The organism is Niallia sp. Kr1 (assembly GCF_050389805.1).
Taxonomy (GTDB): Bacteria; Bacillota; Bacilli; order Bacillales; family Cytobacillaceae; genus Bacillus_BD.
Genome location: NZ_CP130945.1, coordinates 4753797 through 4775183, shown reverse-complemented (window position 1 = coordinate 4775183; position 21387 = coordinate 4753797). Strand labels below are relative to the sequence as shown.

Sequence of the window (21387 nt, the reverse complement as noted above, 5' to 3'; positions counted from 1 at the left end):
TTCTCACTCCTTTTCCTTCCAAAATAATTCATCTAATGTTTTATTCACGGCATAACAGATTTCAAGACATAATTTTAAAGACGGATTGTATTTTCCTTTTTCTATTAAACTAATGGTTTGTCGGGTGATCCCGACTTGATCCGCTAACTGTTGCTGAGTTAAATCCGCTTGAACACGAGCTAGCTTTACTTTATTATCCACCTACTAGGATCCCCTCCTTAAACAGATTGTAACATATATATTGCATATTTCAATATATATATTACATTTGATGCGAATGTTATTAAACAACTTTCATCTCCTTAATAGATGGGGTGAGAATAAATAGCACCCACTTTTGGGAATATATGATAAATGATATTCCTAAAGGTGGATTAGATGGATAACTACACGAATAATAATACGGCAAGAAGGTACATCGCTCATGTTAGTTCTCTCGGAACGACACAACTTCATTTACGGAATCCTTATATCATTGCATGGTGGTCAGCAGCATTTCCCGGTTTCGGTCATTTGCTTTTATCAAAATACCTTCGAGGCTATGCTTTATTTATTTGGGAAGTATTTGTAAATGTGAAGGCTCATGTGAATCTTGCGATGATTTACTCCTTTCAAGGGAATATCGACTTAGCTAAAGAGATCTTGGACACGAGATGGCTTCTCATGTATATCCCTGTTTATCTTTTTGCGATATGGGATAGCTATCGAACAACGATAGACATGAATAAGGTTTATCTTTTGGCTGATCACGAAAACCATCGTTTTAATTCATTTACTTTAGGGTCCTTGGAGGTCAATTATTTAGATAAAAGAAATCCTGCTGTGTCCGTCATGTGGTCATTCTTTATACCAGGTCTTGGTCAACTCTACATTCATAGGATCATAACAGCAGTATTTCTTATCATTGGCTTAGTCATTTTTTATTACTTTTCCCATGTTCAAGAAGCTGTTCATTTATTGTTCTTAGGAAAAGTGAAAGAAGCTACGTCCGTAATAAAACCAGAGTGGCTGTTATTTCTCCCTTCTCAGTATGGTTTTGCGATCTATGATTCTTATATTAATACAGTTGAAAATAATAAACTTTACGAAAAGGAACAAAGAAGCTATTTAATTGAAAATTATCAAGCGAAACATTTTAAAATTCGAAAAGGACAAAAAGTAAAATGATGAATGTGCAAATATTTTCAACGTTTGAGAGCAATATCCATTTAGAAATGGCTATTTCGACACTTGAGAAGAAAAGGATAAAAAAAGATCATATATTTGCCGTTCCCTTAGATAATCGAACAGATGAAAGAAAAGTGTTCGATACCCTTCATCGCTCAGACGGGACTTCACTCATTGATATAGGGGTGGCACTTGCCACCGCTTTTTCTGTTATTGGTGCAAGTATCGGTTTTGAATTAGCCTGGGGGCCTATTTACTGGGGACTCATCGGTGCGGCAATTGGGTTTGTTGTGGGATTCACTATTAGACTTTTTACGGAATTAGTGATAAAGAAAAGAAAACGAGTATTAAAAGGTAAACATTCAGAAGTCATCCTTATTATAGATTGTGAAGAAACACAAGTGGAGATAATTGAAAATATTTTATGGAATCATTTTGCGTTAGGTGTTGCAAAAGTCATGCAAAAACCATGATGAGGTGTTAAAAGCTTGTGAAAAGTTGTCGTACTTATATTCATTTTATTCAACATCCAATCAATTGTAGTTCGCAAGTGTTAACCGAAATAAGGAATTTCGTGTAAAATGATTTTATAAATATAGGTCTATGGGGTGGGAGAGACAATGAAAATAGTTCAAGCTACAATTGAGGATTTAGAAGGAGTATCAAATCTATTTAATTCGTATCGGATGTTTTATCAACAAGAATCTGATTTAGAAGGTGCAAAGTCTTACATAAAAGAACGTATAGAAAGGAAAGAGTCGGTTATCTTTGTCGTGAAAGACAGACAAAACTACGTCGGCTTTACACAACTTTATCCAACCTTTTCATCCATATCTATGAAGCGTGCATGGATTTTAAATGATTTGTATGTGGATGAGGAAGCAAGAAACAAAGGAGTAGGCCAAATGCTCCTACAAAAAGCAAAAGAATACGCAATGGAGGAAACAGGTGCAAAAAGCCTTAGCCTCAGTACAGCACCAGATAATGATACGGCTCAAAGATTATATGAGAAAAATGGATACAAAAGAGATACTCAATTTTTTCATTATGAATTAGATTTGACTGAATGACTCTATTAAAGGGCAGAAAACATATTTCCATGTGATGAATGGTGAATCTGGTATACTTTAATGGGGGAAAAGGGGAAAATGGTAAGGGTTAGAATGAAAAGGAGTGTGTATTCACGATGATCGTTGGAGTCGAATTTGATTTTGTTGTAAAAGATAGCTTACAAGCTTTGGAATTATACGAAAAGATATTTGAGATTGAACGTGTGGAAGTGTCAAACTTTCCTCGTGGTCAAAATGAGGCGGTTTTTACTCTGTACGGAGTCCGTTTTCATATGTTAGATGAAAATCCAGAATTTCAATTAATCGCCCCAACTCCTGAAAATCCGAAAACCAGTTGGATGAATATAGCGGTCCCAGACATTAAGAAGACCTACGAGAAGGCTATGGAATTAGGGTGTACAGAGGTGCAACCGGTGACGGAGCTGGGTAACTACGGTGTATCGAACGCTATCTTCATGGATCCATTCGGTTATATTTGGATGCTGCATCAAATACATAAAGTTGTAAGTCATGAGGAACGACTAAAGATGTTTGAGGAAAAAAAGGAAGAGTAACATTGTGTTTGTCTAAGAAAGAAACAGTAAAAATGCAATAATAGTATCTTGTGCCATACTTCAAGAAGGAAGTATGGTTATTTTTATTGAAGAATAGAAAAATGCATTCCAATGAATGTTCTAACCTTAAAATATTGCTCTTTTATATCTTGGTAGTTTTTATGTTTCATAATCGTCAATAAATAGTGATTGATCTACTAAATACATTGGGTGTCTTCAACGATGATCTTTTCTATGGGAGAACCGATACAAAAATCCTCTAAATCGCATCAGAAGTCAATAGAAATGTTACTCGATTCTCTCTATTAATGAGAAAGAATATTAAAATATAGTTATATTGATTTATTTCATAAAGGGTAGAAAACGTTGATATATCAACGATGACAAGATTCTTGTCATTGGAAAATAGAGATGTGAAAAAGCTTATCTAGTCATTACAGCGAATCTTACCTATCCTGATTTTAGAAAGGGGACAAAGGAATGAATTTATCTGAAAAAATGAAAAAGCTAAGGGCGGAAAATCATTTAACCCAAGAACAATTAGCTGAAGAATTGCAGGTGTCAAGATCAACCATTTCAAGTTGGGAAACGGGAAGGAGTTATCCTGATTTAGAAATGGTCATTGAAATTTGTGATCGTTTTAATGTTTCGTTAGATTTTCTGTTAAGAGAGGATGAAAAAATGGTGCGGAAATTAAATTTTGGAATCAAGCAGAAGCGAATGTTGGTAGTACTAGTAACGATATTGCTCGTATTGTTAGTCAATACAGTGGTAAGTGCAACACCATTTAAGGCAAATCCGGAAAGTTTGGAGATTAGTCATGTTAAACTGCAACGTGATTTAAGTTATAACGGGGAGGATCCAAACAGAGATTGGAATACAACCATTGATTTAACTGTAAAATCGAATAACGTATTCTTTAAACCAATTGGAGACGATCTGTTAGTTTCAAATGAAAATGGGAATCTATCATTACAAATAAATTGGAGTTTTAGTATTTTTCATATTTTTGATACTCATCGATTTGTTAAGGCTGACCAGTCTGTTCTACTTGATGAAAATGTCGCAAATGAAGAGATTACCTTGAAATGGGATGGAGACAAATCAAATCATTTGATTCCTTTTGACATATCTACTATAAATAAATAAATTCAAGTGGAGCTTCCAAAATTGGAAGCTCCACCTGAATTTATTACCGTAATCGTTATTCTGTAATCGTAAAATAAGATTCTCCTAGAATTTCTTTTTTCTGATAACGATCGGATGGAAGTTCTCTTTCCATAAAACCGTTTAACTCCGATTTTTCAACATCATACATCACTTCAATTTCTTTTGAGAAAAGGAGTTTTTCCTCTTCAAGTAAAGCGGATAGAGCTGGTTGTTTTGTTGGATTAGGCTCTTCGCCGAGAACTTGCGTCAATCCAGAAACATAATATTCGAAAGGACGACCGCCTACGATTTTAACCCCTTTATTTTCTTCATTTACCATGATAATCGTAGGGAAGCCTCTAGCACCTAGATTTCTCGTTAAGGCGAAGTCTTCATGTAATAAGTCGTGCCCAGTTTGTTCGTCGGCTTCTTTTACAATTCCTTCTCCATCTAATCCCATTCCATTCACGATTTCGATTAGGACCGATGCTTCACCAATGTTTTGATTGAAAGCAAATAGCTCTTCTCTTGCACGACGTAAGTATTGGAATGCCTTTTCCTCACCGTGATGCTGTTGAATAATTTTAAACACGCGAGATGGTGGGAAAGAGGACTGAACAGGATTGTCAACCATAAGTGAACCATCAATCGGCATACGAGAATGTTCACCGACTTCTCTCCAGTGACCGGCAACATCAGCAGGTCCATAAATGCCGTTCGCAGGATCGATAGGACCGCCATGCCATTTTTCTAATAAGCCACCCATGACCGTTTTGACGTTGAAATAGTGTCCATACTGCTTCATAAAACGACGAAGGGTAGGTTCGATTGCCCAGCAATGGGAGCAAATGGGATCCGTTACATAATATAAATTTATTTTTTTAGTAGGTTGGCTGAAATCGATCATTTCCATTTCTTCTTCACCAGCCACTCCACATACACCTGTTTCTAAATCACACATCATGTTATTGTTTGTCATACTAATTCCTCACTCTTTTCTGTACGGATTGTTTTTAAAGCGGTCGACCATGCGATGACCTCATCGAATAATGTATTTAACGTGTCTTTATGGAATGGAGCTGGATTGAATTTACTCATATCCTCAAAATCAGTAAATAGGTTCATGCCTACTTGTGTGCCAACGGTTGCTACCTTTGGTACGGATAAGATAAGACGTAATTCGTTTGCTGCTGAAACGCCAAGTGTTGAACCGTAGCTAACGATACCCGCTGCTTTGTTGTTCCATTCTTGATACAAGTAATCGATGGCATCTTTAAGGCCAGATGTAATTCCTTTGTTGTATTCAGCTAGCACAAACACAAATCCATCTAGAGAATCGATTTTTTCAGACCAAGGTTTCGCTTCTGGCGTTTGATAGTCTTTTGACATAATTGCTGGAATCGACTCGTTGTATCTTGGAAGGTGATAGTCTTTAATATCAACTAGCTCAAATGTGGCATCTGTTCTTTCGTCGGCGATCGATTTTACCCATTCTGCAACCTGTGTATTAACTCTAGAATCTCTCGTACTCCCTGTGATAATTCCGATTTTAACCATGTAAATTCCTCCTCTTATTTTGAAAGTTTGATGTGTTATGTTTGCTTCTTAATGCTAGTTTAGTCAATAATTAATGTTAAGAACACCGATACTTTCTTGGATGTGTTGGATATCCGACATAATTCAAAAATTGTTGAAAAAGTAGGAGGGTGATGATGGTGACGGAAACGAAAACAGATCCCCGAATTCAACGTACTCGTAAATTAATCATGGATTCCTTCATCGAATTATCGAGTAAAAAGGAATTCAAGGATATTACAGTTAAGGATATAACTACAGAGGCGATGATTAATCGTGCGACTTTTTATTACCATTTTGAAGATATTTACGACTTGTTGGAGAAGGTTTTGTCAGAAGTGTTACTCGTTAATTTGAATGGTGACTTTTATCAAAATCGTCATCTAGATGAAGAAGCCTTCATTCATATTTTTACAGCGATCACGGATTTTCAACAGTCCTTATCCAATCGTTGTCATAGAGGATACGAAGATACCATTGGGCGGATAATTAGGGAGCAGCTCGAAGTTATTTATTATAAAATGCTCTTAAAGCAAAATGGCTCTGAAAAGGATGAGGCTCTAAAAACGCTGGCGGTCATCTTAAGCTGGGGCATTTATGGAGCTTCTGTTGAGTGGAGAAGACAGGGGATGGAGGTACCGCAGGAAGAGTTTATCAAATCGGCTATTCCTTATATTATGTCTGGCACGAATTTGGGTTTTAAAATCTAATAGTGAGAACCAGGAAATGTTCCGTTTGTGTATATCCTGGTTCTTTTTTCTTTAAACAAACGTTTGATTAGAGGTAGGAGAGAATTAAAAACAGACAGAGATATCTCCCCTCTGTCTGTTTTCAGTATATGAAGTCAACGTATTGCTTGGGTCAGGTGGACAGACCCCTGACTCACTCTAACTCAGTGATGATGGTGATGGTGGTGGTGTCCGGATGAATCAGCTTCGGCTTTACACAAAATGGAATTGTCGTGCAGATGTGCCGATGTTTCTAGTTGAATCGTCATATGGTGAATGTTTTGGTGTTCTAGATCATGCTCGATTTGATGAAGTAATTTTTCACTTTCAGCGATAGTCATATGATCATTTACCACCACATGGCAGGAAAGGGCATTTAGCCCGCTTGTAATCGACCAAACGTGCAAGTCGTGAACACCTAAAATATCATCTGTACTTTGAATGGTTTGTACGACTTTGTCCATATCCACATTTTGTGGGGTTCCTTCCATCAAAACATGAAGGCCGGATTTCGTTACATAGTACCCGCTTCGTAAGACAAGAGCCGCGACAATTACGCTTGCGAGTGGATCAGCCCAGCCCCACCCAAAGAAAATAATCAGTAGTGCCGCAATAATCGCACCAATAGAACCGAGCATATCACTCATTACATGCAAGTAAGCTCCGCGCATATTCAAGTTCTCTTCGACATCCCCGCCGCGCATCATAATCCATGCAACAATAATATTGACGACTAGCCCAATAATAGCAATGATTAACATTCCAGTTGATGCCACTTCAGGTGGATGTTGAAAACGCTGAATCGCTTCATAAAAAATGTAAATCGCAATGAGTACAAGCGTGATCCCGTTTAGAACAGCCGCTAATATTTCAAAGCGTTTATAGCCGTACGTTTTACTATAGTTCGCCGCTTTTTCCCCAAGCGTAAAAGCTAACAAGGCAATTCCAAGTGATATGGAGTCACTCAACATATGGCCTGCATCAGATAATAACGCAAGGCTGTTGGTCATGAATCCACCAATTGCCTCGATAATCATATATCCTGTTATAATGATAAAACTAATCATTAAGGTTTTTTTATTTGCACCGTGTGTATGGTCATGTCCATGATCATGTCCCATTGGAAGTCCCCCTTGAATTAATGATGTCCAGCATGCTCTATGGCCTGTTTCAGTAAATTCATAATGTGCTCATCATCTTCCGAATAATACATCGTTGTTCCAGATCTTCTATATTTGACTAATCGTAAATTTTTTAAAAAGCGTAGTTGATGGGAGACACTGGATTGGCTTAAATTGAGTGTTTCAGCTATATCAGTGACAGAATGTTCCCCTGTACATAATAAATTCAGAATGCGAATTCTAGTTGGATCGCTCAACGCCTTGAATGTTTGTGACACGACAAACAGTGTTTCTTCATCCAAGTGCTTGGCTTCGTCATTAAAAACCTCATCCTGTTTCTCTTCACTCATTCTTTTTACCCCTTTATTCCCTATATTATTGTTTATATGAGCATATGTTCATATATAGAGTATGCTGATTTTTATAGGATGTCAATGAAATTGGTGAATTTTTATCAAAATAAAAGGAGTGTGATTTAATGTAGTTGCTTTCTAGAATGTTGCCCTTGAACAAGTGCTTGTAACAAAGAGGTTACATATGGAAAAAAAGGATAGATGGAAGCAGGAACTAGATCCTGTTCATCTACCCTTATTTAAGCTCGTTGCTAATTTAATTCAATTGTCACTTCAAGCTCCTTTAAGTAATTCGCTGGATCCATCGTTTCGGTTGTAATAAATAGATCATCCAAAGCAGGCGTTTCTGTAAAAGTTGTTTGATAGTGATTAATAGATCCGTCAACTCGTACCGCAGGTTGTTCAGAATAGTACCGAGTTCCACTTGAATTTTCCAGCCAAATGGCGTTGGCTTGACCATATAAATCTTCACCATCCACTGCATACGTTAAAGTCGTGAAACCATTCTCCACTTTCAATTCTAAAATGGTTAAATCTCCAATTTCTCCTTGAGAAAGAGTGATATTCTCTCCTTCCCATTTGGACCTTTTGATTTTAGGTGGGGATTGATTGGGATCAATCAAATAGGGTTTAATGGTTAAAGAACCTGGAATCTCCTGCAACGGTTCATAATATTGTTCAAAACGGTGAAGAATTACACCGTTTACAGGCCCACCACCGCCTCCACCACCACTTAATGGTTGTAAAACACGACCTTTGTCATCAATGACTTGATAATCGATCATCGCATACTTATCATCATGGTAGACTTTCTCATCTATCATTAAGCGAAGGGAAATCTCGGTTGACGTAGGAAAGAAAGTGATTTTATCATACAGAATCGAAAGATCGTCTTTTTTCGCTATCTGATTAACTAGAAAAGCTTGATGATTTCCTTTCTTTTCAACAGGTAACTCAACAGACCACAATTTCCCCTCACGTGATCGAATCCCAAGTACAAACGAATCGGGAATTTCTTCGTCACGAACATGGATGCTGAGGGTTCCCGCATGCAGTCCTTCTTCAACTTCTGATTCATTTCCACCCATTCCATAACCAATCGGTTTCCCATCAATGAACAACTGGAGATTGTTCATAAAATGGTTTTCATGGTTAATTGCATTTCCTTGCATCATATAGCCAATATGAAGTTCGCCGCCATCATAAAGGGTTTCCGTAAAGGTGATGATCTGTCCGTTCACTTCGATTTGTTCTCCCAGTTCCGTCGTTAATCCTTCGTCCTTTCCTTTTTTTACGCCAATATTTCCAATAAATTCAAAGGCGGATCCAATGACAGGGATCTCTTTCATGGTGTTCGCAAAGGTAGGGGAGATGATCGATAAGCCAAATATCATTGAAAGGGTAACGATTGCAGCAGAAAGACCCATATAGATTTTCTTTTTCTTATTTTTTCTTGTAAGACTTTTAAGTGTTTCTTCCACTCGCATATCGATCATGCTTGGTAGTGACCGATTTACATCATCTTTTAGTTGTTTTTCCCATTTTTCCATGTTAGAACCTCCTTGTCTTGGGCATATTTCTTCTGAATTTTTTCACGAGCACGCCGTAATTTGGTCTTCACGGTATTTTCAGGTATGTCTAAAATAAGGGCTATATCATGAATCGAGAGGTCTTCCATATAAAATAGTTTTAACAATTGTTGATCATCGGTTGGGAGGACATCAAGTAATTGTTGTATCTCAATTTTCTCGTAGCCATTCTCAATGGATGATGGTTCGGCTAATTCCTCGATGGGAATAAGATTCTTCCTTTTTCGATGAAGTTGATAGCATTCATTGAGGAGAATTCGAATCAACCATGTTTTAAAATAACGTGGTTCTCGTAGGGTATGAATGTTTTGAAAGGCCTTCATGATGGCCTCTTGCATCGCATCAGCGCAATCCTCATCCCGGGTGAGAATCGTTCGACTGACTCGATACATGATTAATTTATGTGCAAGAATAAGCTTTTCAAAGGAGGAATGGTTTCCTTTCATGGCTTTCTTCACTTCTTTTATCAGGTTCACGATGCGCACTCCTTTCTTTGTTTTCTATTTATTAGATACATAAGTATGGTGTTGGGTTTCATTTATTTTAAAAGATAGGAAGATCGATAGTTTCACTATACTATTGATTTCAAATAATTGGGAAGGTTGCGGAATAATTATAATTATTCATGTAAAATAGAGGTGTGGAAAGGGAGTAGCTTTAAGAAATATGGATAGGGGGTATTTATGTGCAGACCTTCAAAAAATACTCATATGGAATTTATTTTATTGTTCTATATGCAACCCTAAGCGCATTCGATTATATTAGCCATCATGACTTCAATTGGTTTGAAAATCTAATTCAATCCATTTTTTATATGTTGGGTCTTATGTTTTTTAATTGGGTATTCCATGATAAAGATCATAAGGAAAAAATAAAGAAATGAGCAATGCCAGTTAGGGGAGGTAGTGTGTTGGAAGATCAACGAGTGGACCAACTTATAGCCATGCTTCAAGATTTTAAAGAGACGGTTGATGAAAAAGTTGCACCAAAACTTGAATTAGATAAGTGCAATCGAATGATTCAAAAGTTGAGCTCTTTTTCACCACATTGTGCCGTATGTGAGCAACACTTTCTTGATTTGGAGGAGCAGATCATCCGGCTAACCGATCGGTCAAAACAACTTAAAAAACAGGATTATATACATCATAAACAAATAATGAATTACATTACTTCGCATCTAATGAAACAACACAAGCTAGTGACAAGCGGGTATTATACTAGTATCTATATGTCCATTGGTACTGGTTTAGGTGTAGCATTTGGGCAACTACTATTTGAAAACATGGCACTTGGTCTATCGCTGGGGATTGGAATCGGCGTAGCCATTGGTGCGGGATTGGATGGGGATGCTAAGAAAAAAGGATTGGTTTTGTAACGGTGTAGGAAATGCGGTTGTCTGTGAAAAATAGAGGATATTAATAATTAATAAACGTATTAGATTTGGATATAACGAATGTAATTCTTGAATAAGCAGGGATTGCCTTTTTTACGGACTTAATAGTTAATAAAATTGGGAAATATTGGGTGGATATATATGTTAAAATAGAGTTATATACAAGGAGGGTTCCCATGGACAAAAAAACCAAAAGGTTGATCGGTCTAATTGGCAGTCTTATCGTTTGTTTATTTGGTGTATATCGTTTAGTGGTTGAAGTTCCGGCTCCTGAGAATTCGTTGATTATTCCCATTGTATTTGCTATCACTGGATTGATTGGTGTTATCGCAAATGTGTTTGAGCTGAGAAAGTCTTATAAATAGGTGCGATTGCTAAGAAGGGCAGTCGTTTTTTTACTATGGAGGTAAATGGTGAAATTTGATCCGAGCTTGTTTTGGCAATTGCTAAAAATGTTCTTTGGTTTATATTTATGTCTGTATCTAGCATACATATTATATATCTATGTTTTTCATATTTCCTACAGTGTCGTTAGTGTTTCCGCTATTTTATTGCCGGCTATTTTTTTGTTAATCATGCTGGTTGCTTTTCGGAAAAATAAAAAGATGCAAAAAGAGTATAAAACGATAAGAAACCTCGGGATTATGGCACCCATATTATGTATGGGGATTTTAGGCTTTTATGAGTACCAAACCACTTTTACTACTGAAAAATGGTTAAATAGTGATAAAGAAAAGGTATACATGGTCGATGATTTGTTAGAAAATTATACGTTAAAAGACATGACAAAAGATGAATTAACTTCGTTATTAGGAGCACCCATCGAAACCGAATATTTTAAAAGCGATAATAATGTCGTTTATTATCTTGGAGATGAAAGAGGACTGATTTCGATTGATAGTGAATGGCTGGTTATTGACTTTGACAGTAGGGGGAGAGTAGCTAACTATCAGGTTCTTACAGATTAGCTAAAAAAACGTAACTAGAAAGCGAGGATTTAAGTTTGAGCAAACAAAAGACTTCAAAACTTGAAAAATGGCGGGAAAAATATGCAGCACTGGCTGTTGCAATCGGCTGTTCTTATAGTGTTATTTCTAGTTGGGGAGAAAATTGGACGATGACAGTCTTGTTATCAGCAGGTGTGATCATTTGTGGTACCATTGGCTTTTTTGATATAAAGCGTTTTGTTAAAAATAGATAGTTAATCTAACAACAGACTCAATCCTAATAAAGGATGGAGTTTTTTTGCATGGTAGGTGAAATTGTAACAAAAATTGGATTTCGTCCATATTCCAAAAATCATGATAAGATATGATAATGGAAAACGACTACCGTCCACAATGACTCGGACAGGTAAGCGAAGAATTCATTTTTTTTACACGAGGAGGAGCTATGAAAGTACCTGTCGGATTATTATTAACCATCTCTATGATCGCCATCTCCTTTTCAGCTATTTTTGTAAAATGGTCAGATGCACCATCTACGATCATCAGTATGAATCGAATGTATTTAGCGAGCCTCTTATTGTTACCAATCGTATGGGTGAACAGAAAAGAGTTTAAGAAACTATCGAAAAAGGATTGGTTGTTCTTATGTATGGCCGGAGTTTTTCTAGCCATGCATTTTGCTTTGTGGTTTGAATCCTTGAAGCTCACAACCGTAGCCAGTTCCACGATTATTCTTTCTCTACAGCCGATTGTTGCAATGGTAGGGGGATTTTTCATTTATAAAGAAAGAACGGACCTTTCCACATTCATGGCGATTGGCTTATCGATTATCGGAGTTGTCATGGTTGGATGGGGAGATTTTGGATTAAGTAGTCAATCCGCGATTATGGGGGATATTTTATCGTTTTTAAGTGTAATCGCCGTTGTGACTTATTTATTAATCGGGCAAAACAATGTAAAAAAGATCTCGCATTGGATTTATAGTTTTTGCGTATTCTTTTTTGCCGGGCTTTCTTTAAATATTTATAACTTGATGACTGGTGTTCAGATTAGCGGATATCCTGCGCGGGAATGGGGAATTTTTCTGTTGTTAGCGATCTTCCCAACTCTGGCTCACGTCATTTTCAATTTCCTATTAAACCATGTCAACACCACCACGATTTCGATGAGTGTATTAGGCGAACCAGTTGGTGCCACCATTTTAGCGATTCTCTTGTTAGGCGAACCGGTATTGCCATTACAGCTTATCGGCGGATTCATCGCCTTACTAGGTGTATTTATCTTTTTAATGCAACAGAAGAAAGTAGCGTTGAAAGAAAAGGAAAAACCGATAGCCAGCTGAGTCATGAGTCATGGGGACAGGTTCCTTGACTCAGACTATAGTAAATTTGCTAAATGTAAGTTAGTTTGATTTCTACGATATCAATCATTTTGAATACTATGAGACAAGGGACATGTCCCTTGTCTCAAAAATGACTAGCTTGGGTTGAATAAATCATTGGTATTGATCTTAAATTCTTTAAACAGGTTTGAAGTAACAACTTCCCCTAATTTAATTAGATTGAATTGAATGTCTAAATTTCCATTTAAAAAATAAACCATGATATGATTTTCCATTGGGTCCACGATCCAGTATTCTTTAACACCGTGATTCATATATAAATTTAGTTTTGTAATCATATCATATGATTTGTTTGAAGGACTCAATATTTCAATGATAAAATCTGGAGCGCCAACGTATTCATTTTCAGTGAAGTTATCCAGGTTGCAGGCTACAAATAAGTCAGGAATAACCCTCTTTTTATCTTCTTGATTTTCATTAATAAAAACGACGTCAGTTGGTGCTGTAAATACTTTACACTTACTACCTTTTAAAAAATTATATAATTGAGCGTGTAAGTATGACGATATCTCTTGGTGTTTGATATTTGGTGATGGAGACATATATATGACGCCATCGATAAATTCTAAACGATTCTCTGTTTTTTTGCGCTCTGATTCAAATTCTTCATAGGTGCTATATCTCTCATTTAATAAACTCAACATAATCACCACCTTAAGTTAATTATATTCGAATGAAAACTAAAAAGAAAACAATGAGTCATGGGACCTGTCCCTCTGACTCATGGAGGTTGGAGAATAGGATGGCAAAACAAGTGGCGAAAACAAATGCTGTTCGGTTGATCGAGCAACAGAAAATTCCTTATGAGTTATTAAGTTACCAAGTAGAAGAGGGACAACCGGTTGATGGAATTTCAGCTTCTGAAAAAATAGGATATTCTTATGAGTATGTGTATAAAACGTTGGTAACGACAGTAGGGAAAAGTCAATATTATGTCTTTGTTGTTCCTGTTGCAAAGGAATTAGACTTAAAAAAAGCCGCAAAGGTCGTGGGTCAGAAGAAAATTGAAATGATTGCGGTAAAGGAATTACTGGGTGTAACGGGTTATGTTCGGGGTGGCTGCTCACCAATAGGAATGAAAAAGTTGTTTCCAACCTATATTGATGAGAGCGCGGAAACACTTGATTTTATGATTTTCAGTGCAGGGAAAGTCGGAATGTCTTTAAAGTTGGCACCGCACGATTTAGTTAAAGCCTGTAAGGGAAATTTTGCAGATATTGTATCATAATAGAGGGCCGGATCTAGTGATCGGGTCCTTTTAATATGTTATACGATAGGGAACCATAATCTCAAACATGAAGATAGTGGGGATTATGGATGAAAAAAATCTTATTATTTTTTGTATTGGTAACCATTCTTTTAAACTTTTTTTCAATAGTTACGGAGGCGGAAGAAAAAGATCTGTTTAAATTTTTACCACCCAATGCAACATTGGTAAGTCCTGAAGGGGTGAAGCCCTACCTCCTTTATGATTTTAATCAAGACGGACAAGAAGAAATGATCATTAATTTTAAATTAAAAGCCAACGTACAACCCAACCCTTCGCAATATGGCGTAATCGTATTGAGAAAAGACCATGATGGATGGGAAAAGATTTGGGAAACTCAAACTCAGGGAGTAGGATTAGATTACTCAGGGGTTACAGATATTACAGGTGATGGGATTTCAGAATATCTCTTTGGTGTCACGATCGGAGCTTCAGCAGGAAATATCCTCGAAATTTTTAAATGGGATCAGCATTCTTTAAAGAAGATTGCAGAAGTTCCCTATCATAGGCTGGAGCTATTAAAGAATGAAAAGGTTAGTTTAGCTGTTTGGCAAAGGTATATTGCAGATACCTATTTTGTGGATGTTTTAACATGGAATGGTGAAAAGCTAGTCTTAGATGAAGAACGATATGCCAGCTACTATCCTCAAATTGAAAAGTTTTTTTACGATAAACTAGCAAAAATGGATGCGTGGTTCTATTGGTATACTCTAGCGGATGCACAAATTAAAGCCAATCAATTTGAAAAGGCAAAAGAATCCATTCAGAAAGGAACTGCATTAGCTAAGAAGTTGTCATTATCTGATGTAGTGGAGAATTTTGGAGAATTAAAGGATAAGCTTAGAAAAAAGGAAAAAGCGTTTCTGTAAAAATACAGGACGCTTTTTTTAAAGATATAATGATGGATGGTCTTCGAATAAAATTTTCTAAGTGAAGATACGTTTCTATTATAAGCAACAACGGTTAAAATAATTGTAGTAGATGAGTGGTTCAATATTTTAGGAGAGATGCTTATGAAATATTTTATGCTGGCGCTTATCGGGGTATTTTTTGTAACAGGCTGTCAAGGTCCAGGAAATACAATGGTTCTTTTAGATGAGAAGGTCAAAGTAATGAATGTGTCCGAATCAAATGGATTTGGCGACATGAATCAAAACATCCTTTTTTCCTTTAACGATCAACAATCCATTAAGGTGTTTGAAAAGGCGATAAGAACCGCGGTGCAAAGCCAAACAACGATCGATGAAACGAAGCCCGACTATGATGTAATGGTTGAATATGTAGGCGGGTTTCCGACGCATGCCATTCATTTATGGCTGGGAGAGGAAAATGAAAAAAGCACCTTCATGTATATGATAGGAGAAGGTGAAACGTATGTAACTTCTGCAAAGACTACGAATCAATTAAGAGAATTACTATTGAGGGAAGAATGAATCATTCTATTAAATAACATGGGTCTTCAAACTTACATAACTTTTGAAAGCCTTTGTGAAAATCAAGAATGGTATTTTCTATATTCGGTGTTTCCGATCGCTTCTTGATTTAGATGTTATAATTTCTATTAAACCTCTAATCATTAAAGGAGTGTATTTTTTGAAGAAAAAAAGACATGTATGGATTGCAACCATTTTGAGCATCGCTATTGTAACATTTGGTGGTATACGGATTTTCCAAATTGAAAGGAACTACGAAGCAAACCAATCGATATTAGAGACATGTGTAGAAAATGGCGGCACTGTGGTGATCGGACAGAAGTATTTCTGGTCACTAACTTCAGCTACTTGTGAGGAAAGGTAAAGGACATGAGGCTGGCGAGAATTCGTCATCTTTATTTGAAAAATACAGATGATTCCGTTAAAGATAACCGTTTCGGTAGAGATGAAGCATATACTCTGTTAAACTCTTACATAAGATAAAAAGATGGGAGAGTGAGAGAAATGCTTATCGGCCGTATCAATGAAATTGTACGTCATCCGGTAAAGTCCCTTCGTGGAGAAAGCGTTCAGAAAACGAAAATCATGGATTATGGTTTATACGGAGACCGCAGTCATGCGTATATCGATGAGACAAAGGATGGGGATTTCTTAACGATCACCCATTTTCAAGAAATGGTTCAATATCAAGCAAGATTTGTCGGTGAAGAATCCGTGAACGAGTATCCGAAAGTTGAAGTCATCACCCCAGAGGGAAAGGCTTTGAATTGGGATGACGAAGAATTACTAAAGGAATTGGAAACCAAGTCGAATCGAAAAGTCTCAACTAAAAAATATACCCCCACACATGTGCCAATTGGTCCCATCGCGGTCGAGCACATTCTGCTTACGACTGATGCTTCTTTAGAGAAGGTGGAAGAATTATGGGGGAAGGACGAAGTGGATGCAAGACGTTTTCGTCCGAATATCATGATTGCTTTAGAAGATAAAAAACCTTTTGTGGAAGAAGATTGGGTTGGACGGCGGATCAGAATCGGATCGGAAGTTGAATTAGAATTCGTCGGACATTGTGTAAGATGTATGATTATAACGGTGGACCCGGATAACGCTGAAAGAGATCCAAGTTTACATAAAACGGTGATCAAAGAAAACAACAATCACTTTGGTATTTATGCTTCAGTCATTAAAACAGGCAACATCCAGGTTAATGATGAGATTTATTTTATTGATTAAATTCAACGAAAAGCTAGCAATTTAGTATTACTTTAAACTAAACATGCAGTGGCAAGCGGGGGATTAGATGCCTGTCTATCAAATGTCGTTATATTGTGTTGGATTCAATTTGATACTAAGTGTACTGAGCTTTTTTGCTGTCTATTTTGATGGTGTTCTTGCCCGAACTGTAAGTATGGGGATTTGGTTTTTGCCACCAATGGTGACTTTCAGTGGAGTACTTTTAGGAATCGGTGCTTTGGTGTTAAAAGAACCTTTTATTAGATCAATTTTGGCAATCGCATTAAATATCGCTTATATTCTAGTCTATTACACTATCTTTTTGAGTTAATCTCGTTATTAAAAAAGCATTCCTATTACTAGGAGTGCTTTTTTATTTTGCTGAAAATGAGTCGAGGGAGCTGTTCCCTCTGACTCAAAAAACAGGACAAACAATAAAAAATAAACAAATTTCAATAATATTTTATTGAAAAACAATAAATTATGTGGTAAATTCTTTTTGACAATAAATAAATGAGGTGTAGTTTTATGGAACGAGGTTCAACACTTTTTTTAAAGTTAGCCCTGATTATCATCGGTATTCCGATTTTGGGTTTATGTGTGATTGGATTGCCAAAAATAGCGGTTGTTGCATTTGAAGAGCTAGCAAACGGGGCAACAACATTACCTTATATGGTTATTGGCATTTTGGCGGTTATGTATATATCAGCCGTACCGTTTTACATTGCCCTGTATCAAGCATTTTTATTATTAAATTATATTGACACGAATCAAGCATTCTCACAAATTTCCGTAAATGCATTAAGGAAAATCAAAAATTGTGCCAAAACAATTTGTGTCTTGTATGCAGTGGTATTGCCATTCGTCTTTATCATAGCGCAGTGGGATGACGCGCCAGGTCTAGTTTTAATCGGAATGGTAGTCGTAGGAGCTTCATTGGTTATCGCAGTCTTTGCTGCTGTTCTCCAAAGACTTTTACAAGAAGCGATTGATATCAAAACAGAAAATGATTTAACGGTCTGAGGTGAAAAGAATGGCAATTGTCGTCAATATTGATGTAATGCTCGCAAAAAGGAAAATGAGCGTAACCGAACTTTCAGAAAGAGTCGGAGTTACAATGGCAAATATCTCGATTTTAAAAAATGGGAAGGCGAAGGCGATTCGCTTTTCAACATTAGAAGCAATCTGTGAGGCACTGGATTGTCAGCCAGGGGATATTTTAGAATACAAAAAAGATGAAGGTTAAAAGGGGAGTTATCCATGAATGTAACCCTTCAAAGTGAGAAAAAGACTTCACAGTCCCAAATGCTGAAATCTTTCAAACAACTACTGCATTTTGGTTGGGAGCAGGCTCTGTCTTGCCTATTCCCAGTAGTGATTTTTGGATCCTTAGCGATTACGAAAATCCTGCCGCTTCCTTTCTTGCCGCGCTATGATTGGCTGCTGATCCTCTTCCTGTTGATGCAATGGTGGATGGTTCGTTCAGGGCTTGAAACAAAGGATGAACTGAAGGTGATCACCCTTTTTCACTTGATTGGGTTAGCGCTTGAAATTTTCAAGGTCCATATGGGCTCTTGGTCGTATCCAGAGGAAGGGTATGTTAAAATCCTTGGGGTGCCTTTGTATAGCGGGTTTATGTATGCAAGTGTCGCAAGCTATCTGTGCCAAGCGTGGAGGAGGATGGATGTTGATCTGATTAAGTGGCCGCCGTTTTGGCTAGTCGTCCCTTTGGCTGCTGCGATATATTTGAACTTTTTCACTCACCATTTTTGGATAGATATTCGCTGGTGGTTGGCGGGACTTGTGATACTCGTGTTTTGGCGGTCATGGGTCAGCTATGAGGTAAATGGAACTCGTTATCGAATGCCACTCGCGCTTTCGTTTGTCCTCATTGGATTTTTTATTTGGATCGCTGAGAATATCGCAACGTTCTTTGGTGCTTGGGAATATCCTAACCAAACCGATGCATGGAGTCTGGTTCATCTAGGAAAAGTGAGTTCATGGGTATTATTAGTAATCGTGAGTTTTCTAATCGTTGCGACCTTAAAGCTTATTAAGAAAAGAATGTGAGTCAGAGGGATATATACCCCTGGTCCAAGACTGAACAGTTGGTGGATGGTAGTTTAATAATTTTTCATGGAGGAACAAACTATGGCAATGAAACTTCCTTTTTTTAAATATAAAGAAGATGATGAGACCGTCCAATATGGGGATGGGAATACGCCTGAGCATATTGCCATCATTATGGATGGGAACGGACGCTGGGCGCAGAGACGTGGCATGCCACGATTTGCCGGTCATAAAGAAGGATTATCGACCGTTGTAAAAATCGTGAAGGCAGCCGTCAAATGTAAGGTAAAGGCTTTAACCCTTTATACGTTTTCAACAGAGAATTGGAAACGTCCTAAGTCTGAGGTTGATTTTATCTTACGGCTTCCTAAGGAATTTCTACACGTTTATTTGCCGGATCTTATGGCCAATAATGTACGTATTAAAACAATCGGGGATATCGAAAAACTTCCACTCCATACACGTGAAGCGGTCCAATATGCCATGGACCGAACCCGGGATAATGATGGACTTCAGTTGAATTTCGCCCTTAATTATGGAAGCAGACATGAGCTACTGAATGCCATGAAAGCCATGTATACGGATCTAAATGATGGAAAATTATCATGGGATGATGTGGATGAACAGCATTTTTCATGTTACTTGGATACAGCCGATCTTCCGGATCCAGATTTGCTGATTCGTACAGGCGGGGAAAAACGTTTGAGCAACTATTTGCTTTGGCAGCTGGCTTATACGGAGTTTTGGTTTACGGATGTATTGTGGCCAGATTTTACGGAGAAGGACTTTTTCCAAGCGCTTGAGGAATACAGGCAGCGGAAGAGAAGGTTTGGTGGGTTGTAAGAGGTATTGGCTCTGATGGGGAATATTGTAATGCAGTGAATTTATGAGTATGATTGTAGGGAACCAGATTACCTATTTAAAGGAGAAAAAACGATGAAAGTCATTGTTACTAGTATATTTGTTGATGATCAAGACAATGCCCTAGAGTTTTACACGAACACGTTAGGTTTTGTAAAAAAACACGATGTTCCTCAAGGAGAATTTAGGTGGCTCACAGTGGTTTCGCCGGAGGATCCAGAAGGCACTGAGATCGTATTAGAGCCGAATAACCATCAGGCTGCCAAACAGTATCAAGAAAGACTGCGTCAAGACGGTATCCCTGTTACCATGTTTGGTGTGGACAATATTCAACAAGAGTACGAACGTTTAAAGGGTCAGGGTGTAAAGTTTACGATGGATCCAACCAATGCAGGACCTGTCACCATTGCGATCTTTGACGATACATGTGGAAATCTGATTCAGATTGCACAGCCAAACAGGTAGATGATTAATCTTATTGCTACGATGTTTCTAGAATAAATAATGTTTCCGATCCGAAAGGTTCCCAGCGTTTTCCCTTGTGAACTTTTCGGATTATTTTTTTTGGTGAAAGCTTTTAATGGATGAAAAAAAGGTTTCATGTCATGATGGGTAATAGAACTTGAATAAAGGGATATTACTGCGAGCACAAAGAAAAAGACAGATATTCAAATCAGGGAGGAAAAGGGATTTGAGAGACACACCGGTTGTATTTTTTGACCTTGATGGAACTTTATTGACCAATGATCATCGTGTTGCTGAAAGCTCGGTTCAGGCCATAAAAAGAATGACAGAAAAGGGAATTTTGTCAGTCCTTGCGACGGGTCGAACGCTATTTGAAGTTGACTATATATTAGAAGAGACAGGGATTCGTTCGTGTGTGCTAATGAATGGACAATATGTTACACATGAGGGAGAAGTGGTTTATCGGAATCCACTTGATACAGATGAATTAATGAAATTGCATGAGGCTGCGGACAAAAAAGGGTTTGCGCTTGTTTATCATACACCTGAAAAAATTGTGGCTTCGACGGATGAATCAGAGCTATTGAAGAAGGACTTACACTATTGTGGTAGGGACTTTCCACGTGTGGATAGCAAATTATACATGAAAGAACCCGTTTACCAAGCTGAGATTTACCTTGAAAAAGGGGAAGAGGCTTATTTTCAGGAGCAATTTCCTTATTTACAATTTGTTCGCAATTCTCCATTTGGATGTGACGTGTATCCTGCTACCATCACGAAAGCGAGCGGGATACAAAAATTTTTAGAAATCACAGGGATTTCAAAGGAGAATACCTATGCCTTTGGTGATGGATTCAATGATTTAGAGATGTTCCAACTAGTAGGAACATCAATAGCCATGGAAAATGCAGTGGATGCCATCAAAGAAAAAGCAACACACATTACAAAATCCAACGAAGAAGATGGAATTTACCATGGTCTAAAAAAGTGTGGACTAATCTAATTTTTGG

The 21387-nt window shown here is 37.5% G+C and carries 31 protein-coding genes; 23 read left to right on the top strand and 8 right to left on the bottom strand.

Annotation, left to right across the window (positions count from 1 at the left end):
- Positions 1–3: 3 nt before the first annotated feature.
- Positions 4–201, bottom strand: a complete 198-nt coding sequence (locus tag Q5760_RS23565) for a helix-turn-helix transcriptional regulator (RefSeq protein ID WP_428909956.1) — start codon at positions 199–201, stop codon at positions 4–6.
- 177 nt (positions 202–378) lie between these two features.
- On the opposite strand from Q5760_RS23565, the gene Q5760_RS23560 reads away from it, so the two are divergent.
- The 5 genes from Q5760_RS23560 to Q5760_RS23540 all read left to right on the top strand — a co-directional run bounded on the left by Q5760_RS23560 (position 379) and on the right by Q5760_RS23540 (position 3940).
- Entirely contained in the window at positions 379–1167 is a 789-nt protein-coding gene (locus Q5760_RS23560; protein WP_428909955.1) for a hypothetical protein, read from the top strand.
- Positions 1168–1172: 5 nt separating this feature from the next.
- Positions 1173–1640 (top strand): hypothetical protein, encoded by a 468-nt coding sequence (locus Q5760_RS23555; protein ID WP_428912671.1) that lies wholly within the window; start codon positions 1173–1175, stop codon positions 1638–1640.
- A gap of 147 nt (positions 1641–1787) precedes the next feature.
- Positions 1788–2237: an N-acetyltransferase family protein gene (locus Q5760_RS23550; RefSeq protein WP_428909954.1), complete on the top strand. Its 450-nt coding sequence runs from the start codon at positions 1788–1790 to the stop codon at positions 2235–2237.
- 119 nt (positions 2238–2356) lie between these two features.
- Positions 2357–2791: a VOC family protein gene (locus tag Q5760_RS23545; protein ID WP_428912670.1), complete on the top strand. Its 435-nt coding sequence runs from the start codon at positions 2357–2359 to the stop codon at positions 2789–2791.
- Between the two features lie 480 nt (positions 2792–3271).
- Positions 3272–3940 (top strand): helix-turn-helix transcriptional regulator, encoded by a 669-nt coding sequence (locus tag Q5760_RS23540; protein ID WP_428909953.1) that lies wholly within the window; start codon positions 3272–3274, stop codon positions 3938–3940.
- Between the two features lie 55 nt (positions 3941–3995).
- Here Q5760_RS23540 and Q5760_RS23535 read toward each other — a convergent pair whose 3' ends face one another.
- Together Q5760_RS23535 and Q5760_RS23530 are read right to left on the bottom strand one after the other, a co-directional pair.
- Positions 3996–4919: a DsbA family protein gene (locus Q5760_RS23535; RefSeq protein WP_428909952.1), complete on the bottom strand. Its 924-nt coding sequence runs from the start codon at positions 4917–4919 to the stop codon at positions 3996–3998.
- Positions 4916–5497 (bottom strand): NADPH-dependent FMN reductase, encoded by a 582-nt coding sequence (locus tag Q5760_RS23530; RefSeq protein ID WP_428909951.1) that lies wholly within the window; start codon positions 5495–5497, stop codon positions 4916–4918. Before Q5760_RS23530 ends, Q5760_RS23535 begins: the two co-directional genes overlap by 4 nt.
- Before the next feature lie 158 nt (positions 5498–5655).
- Between Q5760_RS23530 and Q5760_RS23525 the strand changes: the two genes are divergently transcribed.
- Positions 5656–6225, top strand: a complete 570-nt coding sequence (locus Q5760_RS23525; RefSeq protein WP_428909950.1) for a TetR/AcrR family transcriptional regulator — start codon at positions 5656–5658, stop codon at positions 6223–6225.
- A 182-nt stretch (positions 6226–6407) separates the two neighbouring features.
- Here Q5760_RS23525 and Q5760_RS23520 read toward each other — a convergent pair whose 3' ends face one another.
- The 4 genes from Q5760_RS23520 to Q5760_RS23505 all read right to left on the bottom strand — a co-directional run bounded on the left by Q5760_RS23520 (position 6408) and on the right by Q5760_RS23505 (position 9782).
- Entirely contained in the window at positions 6408–7364 is a 957-nt protein-coding gene (locus Q5760_RS23520; RefSeq protein WP_428909949.1) for a cation diffusion facilitator family transporter, read from the bottom strand.
- A 17-nt stretch (positions 7365–7381) separates the two neighbouring features.
- Complete coding sequence (locus Q5760_RS23515; protein ID WP_428909948.1) at positions 7382–7714, bottom strand: ArsR/SmtB family transcription factor; 333 nt, start codon at positions 7712–7714, stop codon at positions 7382–7384.
- Positions 7715–7968: 254 nt separating this feature from the next.
- Positions 7969–9267: a DUF4179 domain-containing protein gene (locus Q5760_RS23510; RefSeq protein ID WP_428909947.1), complete on the bottom strand. Its 1299-nt coding sequence runs from the start codon at positions 9265–9267 to the stop codon at positions 7969–7971.
- Complete coding sequence (locus Q5760_RS23505) at positions 9243–9782, bottom strand: sigma-70 family RNA polymerase sigma factor (protein ID WP_428909946.1); 540 nt, start codon at positions 9780–9782, stop codon at positions 9243–9245. Before Q5760_RS23505 ends, Q5760_RS23510 begins: the two co-directional genes overlap by 25 nt.
- Before the next feature lie 434 nt (positions 9783–10216).
- On the opposite strand from Q5760_RS23505, the gene Q5760_RS23500 reads away from it, so the two are divergent.
- From Q5760_RS23500 to Q5760_RS23480, 5 genes are all read left to right on the top strand, one after another.
- The gene (locus Q5760_RS23500) at positions 10217–10681 is read left to right on the top strand and encodes a hypothetical protein (RefSeq protein ID WP_428909945.1); all 465 of its coding nucleotides are present in this window, start codon (positions 10217–10219) and stop codon (positions 10679–10681) included.
- A gap of 194 nt (positions 10682–10875) precedes the next feature.
- Positions 10876–11064, top strand: coding sequence for a hypothetical protein (locus tag Q5760_RS23495; protein ID WP_428909944.1), 189 nt, complete (start codon positions 10876–10878; stop codon positions 11062–11064).
- Between the two features lie 48 nt (positions 11065–11112).
- The gene (locus Q5760_RS23490; RefSeq protein ID WP_428909943.1) at positions 11113–11667 is read left to right on the top strand and encodes a hypothetical protein; all 555 of its coding nucleotides are present in this window, start codon (positions 11113–11115) and stop codon (positions 11665–11667) included.
- A 35-nt stretch (positions 11668–11702) separates the two neighbouring features.
- Positions 11703–11900 (top strand): hypothetical protein, encoded by a 198-nt coding sequence (locus tag Q5760_RS23485; protein WP_428909942.1) that lies wholly within the window; start codon positions 11703–11705, stop codon positions 11898–11900.
- 191 nt (positions 11901–12091) lie between these two features.
- The gene (locus Q5760_RS23480; protein WP_428909941.1) at positions 12092–12988 is read left to right on the top strand and encodes a DMT family transporter; all 897 of its coding nucleotides are present in this window, start codon (positions 12092–12094) and stop codon (positions 12986–12988) included.
- Between the two features lie 134 nt (positions 12989–13122).
- Here the strand turns inward: Q5760_RS23480 and Q5760_RS23475 are convergent, their stop codons facing one another.
- Positions 13123–13689 carry a Uma2 family endonuclease gene (locus Q5760_RS23475; protein WP_428909940.1) on the bottom strand — a complete coding sequence of 189 codons (567 nt, stop codon included), beginning with the start codon at positions 13687–13689 and terminating at the stop codon, positions 13123–13125.
- A 101-nt stretch (positions 13690–13790) separates the two neighbouring features.
- Here Q5760_RS23475 and ybaK point away from each other — a divergent pair, with 101 nt between their 5' ends.
- The 12 genes from ybaK to Q5760_RS23415 all read left to right on the top strand — a co-directional run bounded on the left by ybaK (position 13791) and on the right by Q5760_RS23415 (position 21380).
- Entirely contained in the window at positions 13791–14276 is a 486-nt protein-coding gene (gene ybaK / locus Q5760_RS23470) for a Cys-tRNA(Pro) deacylase (protein WP_428909939.1), read from the top strand.
- An 89-nt stretch (positions 14277–14365) separates the two neighbouring features.
- Entirely contained in the window at positions 14366–15184 is an 819-nt protein-coding gene (locus Q5760_RS23465) for a hypothetical protein (protein ID WP_428909938.1), read from the top strand.
- Positions 15185–15328: 144 nt separating this feature from the next.
- Complete coding sequence (locus Q5760_RS23460) at positions 15329–15748, top strand: hypothetical protein (RefSeq protein ID WP_428909937.1); 420 nt, start codon at positions 15329–15331, stop codon at positions 15746–15748.
- Positions 15749–15908: 160 nt separating this feature from the next.
- On the top strand, positions 15909–16112 hold the full coding sequence (locus tag Q5760_RS23455; RefSeq protein WP_428909936.1) for a hypothetical protein: 204 nt from the start codon (positions 15909–15911) through the stop codon (positions 16110–16112).
- A gap of 140 nt (positions 16113–16252) precedes the next feature.
- Positions 16253–16981: an MOSC domain-containing protein gene (locus Q5760_RS23450; RefSeq protein WP_428909935.1), complete on the top strand. Its 729-nt coding sequence runs from the start codon at positions 16253–16255 to the stop codon at positions 16979–16981.
- A 67-nt stretch (positions 16982–17048) separates the two neighbouring features.
- Positions 17049–17312 carry a hypothetical protein gene (locus tag Q5760_RS23445; protein ID WP_428909934.1) on the top strand — a complete coding sequence of 88 codons (264 nt, stop codon included), beginning with the start codon at positions 17049–17051 and terminating at the stop codon, positions 17310–17312.
- Between the two features lie 197 nt (positions 17313–17509).
- The gene (locus Q5760_RS23440; protein ID WP_428909933.1) at positions 17510–18004 is read left to right on the top strand and encodes a DUF2975 domain-containing protein; all 495 of its coding nucleotides are present in this window, start codon (positions 17510–17512) and stop codon (positions 18002–18004) included.
- A 10-nt stretch (positions 18005–18014) separates the two neighbouring features.
- A complete protein-coding gene (locus Q5760_RS23435; protein ID WP_428909932.1) occupies positions 18015–18227 on the top strand; it encodes a helix-turn-helix domain-containing protein in 213 nt (70 codons plus the stop codon).
- A 62-nt stretch (positions 18228–18289) separates the two neighbouring features.
- Entirely contained in the window at positions 18290–19051 is a 762-nt protein-coding gene (locus Q5760_RS23430; protein WP_428912669.1) for a DUF817 domain-containing protein, read from the top strand.
- Positions 19052–19132: 81 nt separating this feature from the next.
- Positions 19133–19894, top strand: coding sequence for an isoprenyl transferase (locus Q5760_RS23425; RefSeq protein ID WP_428909931.1), 762 nt, complete (start codon positions 19133–19135; stop codon positions 19892–19894).
- A gap of 93 nt (positions 19895–19987) precedes the next feature.
- Positions 19988–20377, top strand: a complete 390-nt coding sequence (locus Q5760_RS23420; RefSeq protein ID WP_428909930.1) for a VOC family protein — start codon at positions 19988–19990, stop codon at positions 20375–20377.
- A gap of 226 nt (positions 20378–20603) precedes the next feature.
- Entirely contained in the window at positions 20604–21380 is a 777-nt protein-coding gene (locus tag Q5760_RS23415; protein WP_428909929.1) for a Cof-type HAD-IIB family hydrolase, read from the top strand.
- The last annotated feature ends 7 nt before the right edge of the window (positions 21381–21387 follow it).

What these genes read in the sequence shown, in the direction of transcription:
- Q5760_RS23560 (WP_428909955.1), top strand. Translation starts at nt 379, where the DNA reads ATGGATAACTACACGAATAATAATACGGCAAGAAGGTACATCGCTCAT.
- Q5760_RS23550 (WP_428909954.1), top strand. Translation starts at nt 1,788, where the DNA reads ATGAAAATAGTTCAAGCTACAATTGAGGATTTAGAAGGAGTATCAAAT.
- Q5760_RS23540 (WP_428909953.1), top strand. Translation starts at nt 3,272, where the DNA reads ATGAATTTATCTGAAAAAATGAAAAAGCTAAGGGCGGAAAATCATTTA.
- Q5760_RS23535 (WP_428909952.1), bottom strand. Translation starts at nt 4,919, where the DNA reads ATGACAAACAATAACATGATGTGTGATTTAGAAACAGGTGTATGTGGA.
- Q5760_RS23530 (WP_428909951.1), bottom strand. Translation starts at nt 5,497, where the DNA reads ATGGTTAAAATCGGAATTATCACAGGGAGTACGAGAGATTCTAGAGTT.
- Q5760_RS23520 (WP_428909949.1), bottom strand. Translation starts at nt 7,364, where the DNA reads ATGGGACATGATCATGGACATGACCATACACACGGTGCAAATAAAAAA.
- Q5760_RS23515 (WP_428909948.1), bottom strand. Translation starts at nt 7,714, where the DNA reads ATGAGTGAAGAGAAACAGGATGAGGTTTTTAATGACGAAGCCAAGCAC.
- Q5760_RS23510 (WP_428909947.1), bottom strand. Translation starts at nt 9,267, where the DNA reads ATGGAAAAATGGGAAAAACAACTAAAAGATGATGTAAATCGGTCACTA.
- Q5760_RS23495 (WP_428909944.1), top strand. Translation starts at nt 10,876, where the DNA reads ATGGACAAAAAAACCAAAAGGTTGATCGGTCTAATTGGCAGTCTTATC.
- Q5760_RS23480 (WP_428909941.1), top strand. Translation starts at nt 12,092, where the DNA reads ATGAAAGTACCTGTCGGATTATTATTAACCATCTCTATGATCGCCATC.
- ybaK (WP_428909939.1), top strand. Translation starts at nt 13,791, where the DNA reads ATGGCAAAACAAGTGGCGAAAACAAATGCTGTTCGGTTGATCGAGCAA.
- Q5760_RS23465 (WP_428909938.1), top strand. Translation starts at nt 14,366, where the DNA reads ATGAAAAAAATCTTATTATTTTTTGTATTGGTAACCATTCTTTTAAAC.
- Q5760_RS23460 (WP_428909937.1), top strand. Translation starts at nt 15,329, where the DNA reads ATGAAATATTTTATGCTGGCGCTTATCGGGGTATTTTTTGTAACAGGC.
- Q5760_RS23450 (WP_428909935.1), top strand. Translation starts at nt 16,253, where the DNA reads ATGCTTATCGGCCGTATCAATGAAATTGTACGTCATCCGGTAAAGTCC.
- Q5760_RS23445 (WP_428909934.1), top strand. Translation starts at nt 17,049, where the DNA reads ATGCCTGTCTATCAAATGTCGTTATATTGTGTTGGATTCAATTTGATA.
- Q5760_RS23440 (WP_428909933.1), top strand. Translation starts at nt 17,510, where the DNA reads ATGGAACGAGGTTCAACACTTTTTTTAAAGTTAGCCCTGATTATCATC.
- Q5760_RS23435 (WP_428909932.1), top strand. Translation starts at nt 18,015, where the DNA reads ATGGCAATTGTCGTCAATATTGATGTAATGCTCGCAAAAAGGAAAATG.
- Q5760_RS23425 (WP_428909931.1), top strand. Translation starts at nt 19,133, where the DNA reads ATGGCAATGAAACTTCCTTTTTTTAAATATAAAGAAGATGATGAGACC.
- Q5760_RS23420 (WP_428909930.1), top strand. Translation starts at nt 19,988, where the DNA reads ATGAAAGTCATTGTTACTAGTATATTTGTTGATGATCAAGACAATGCC.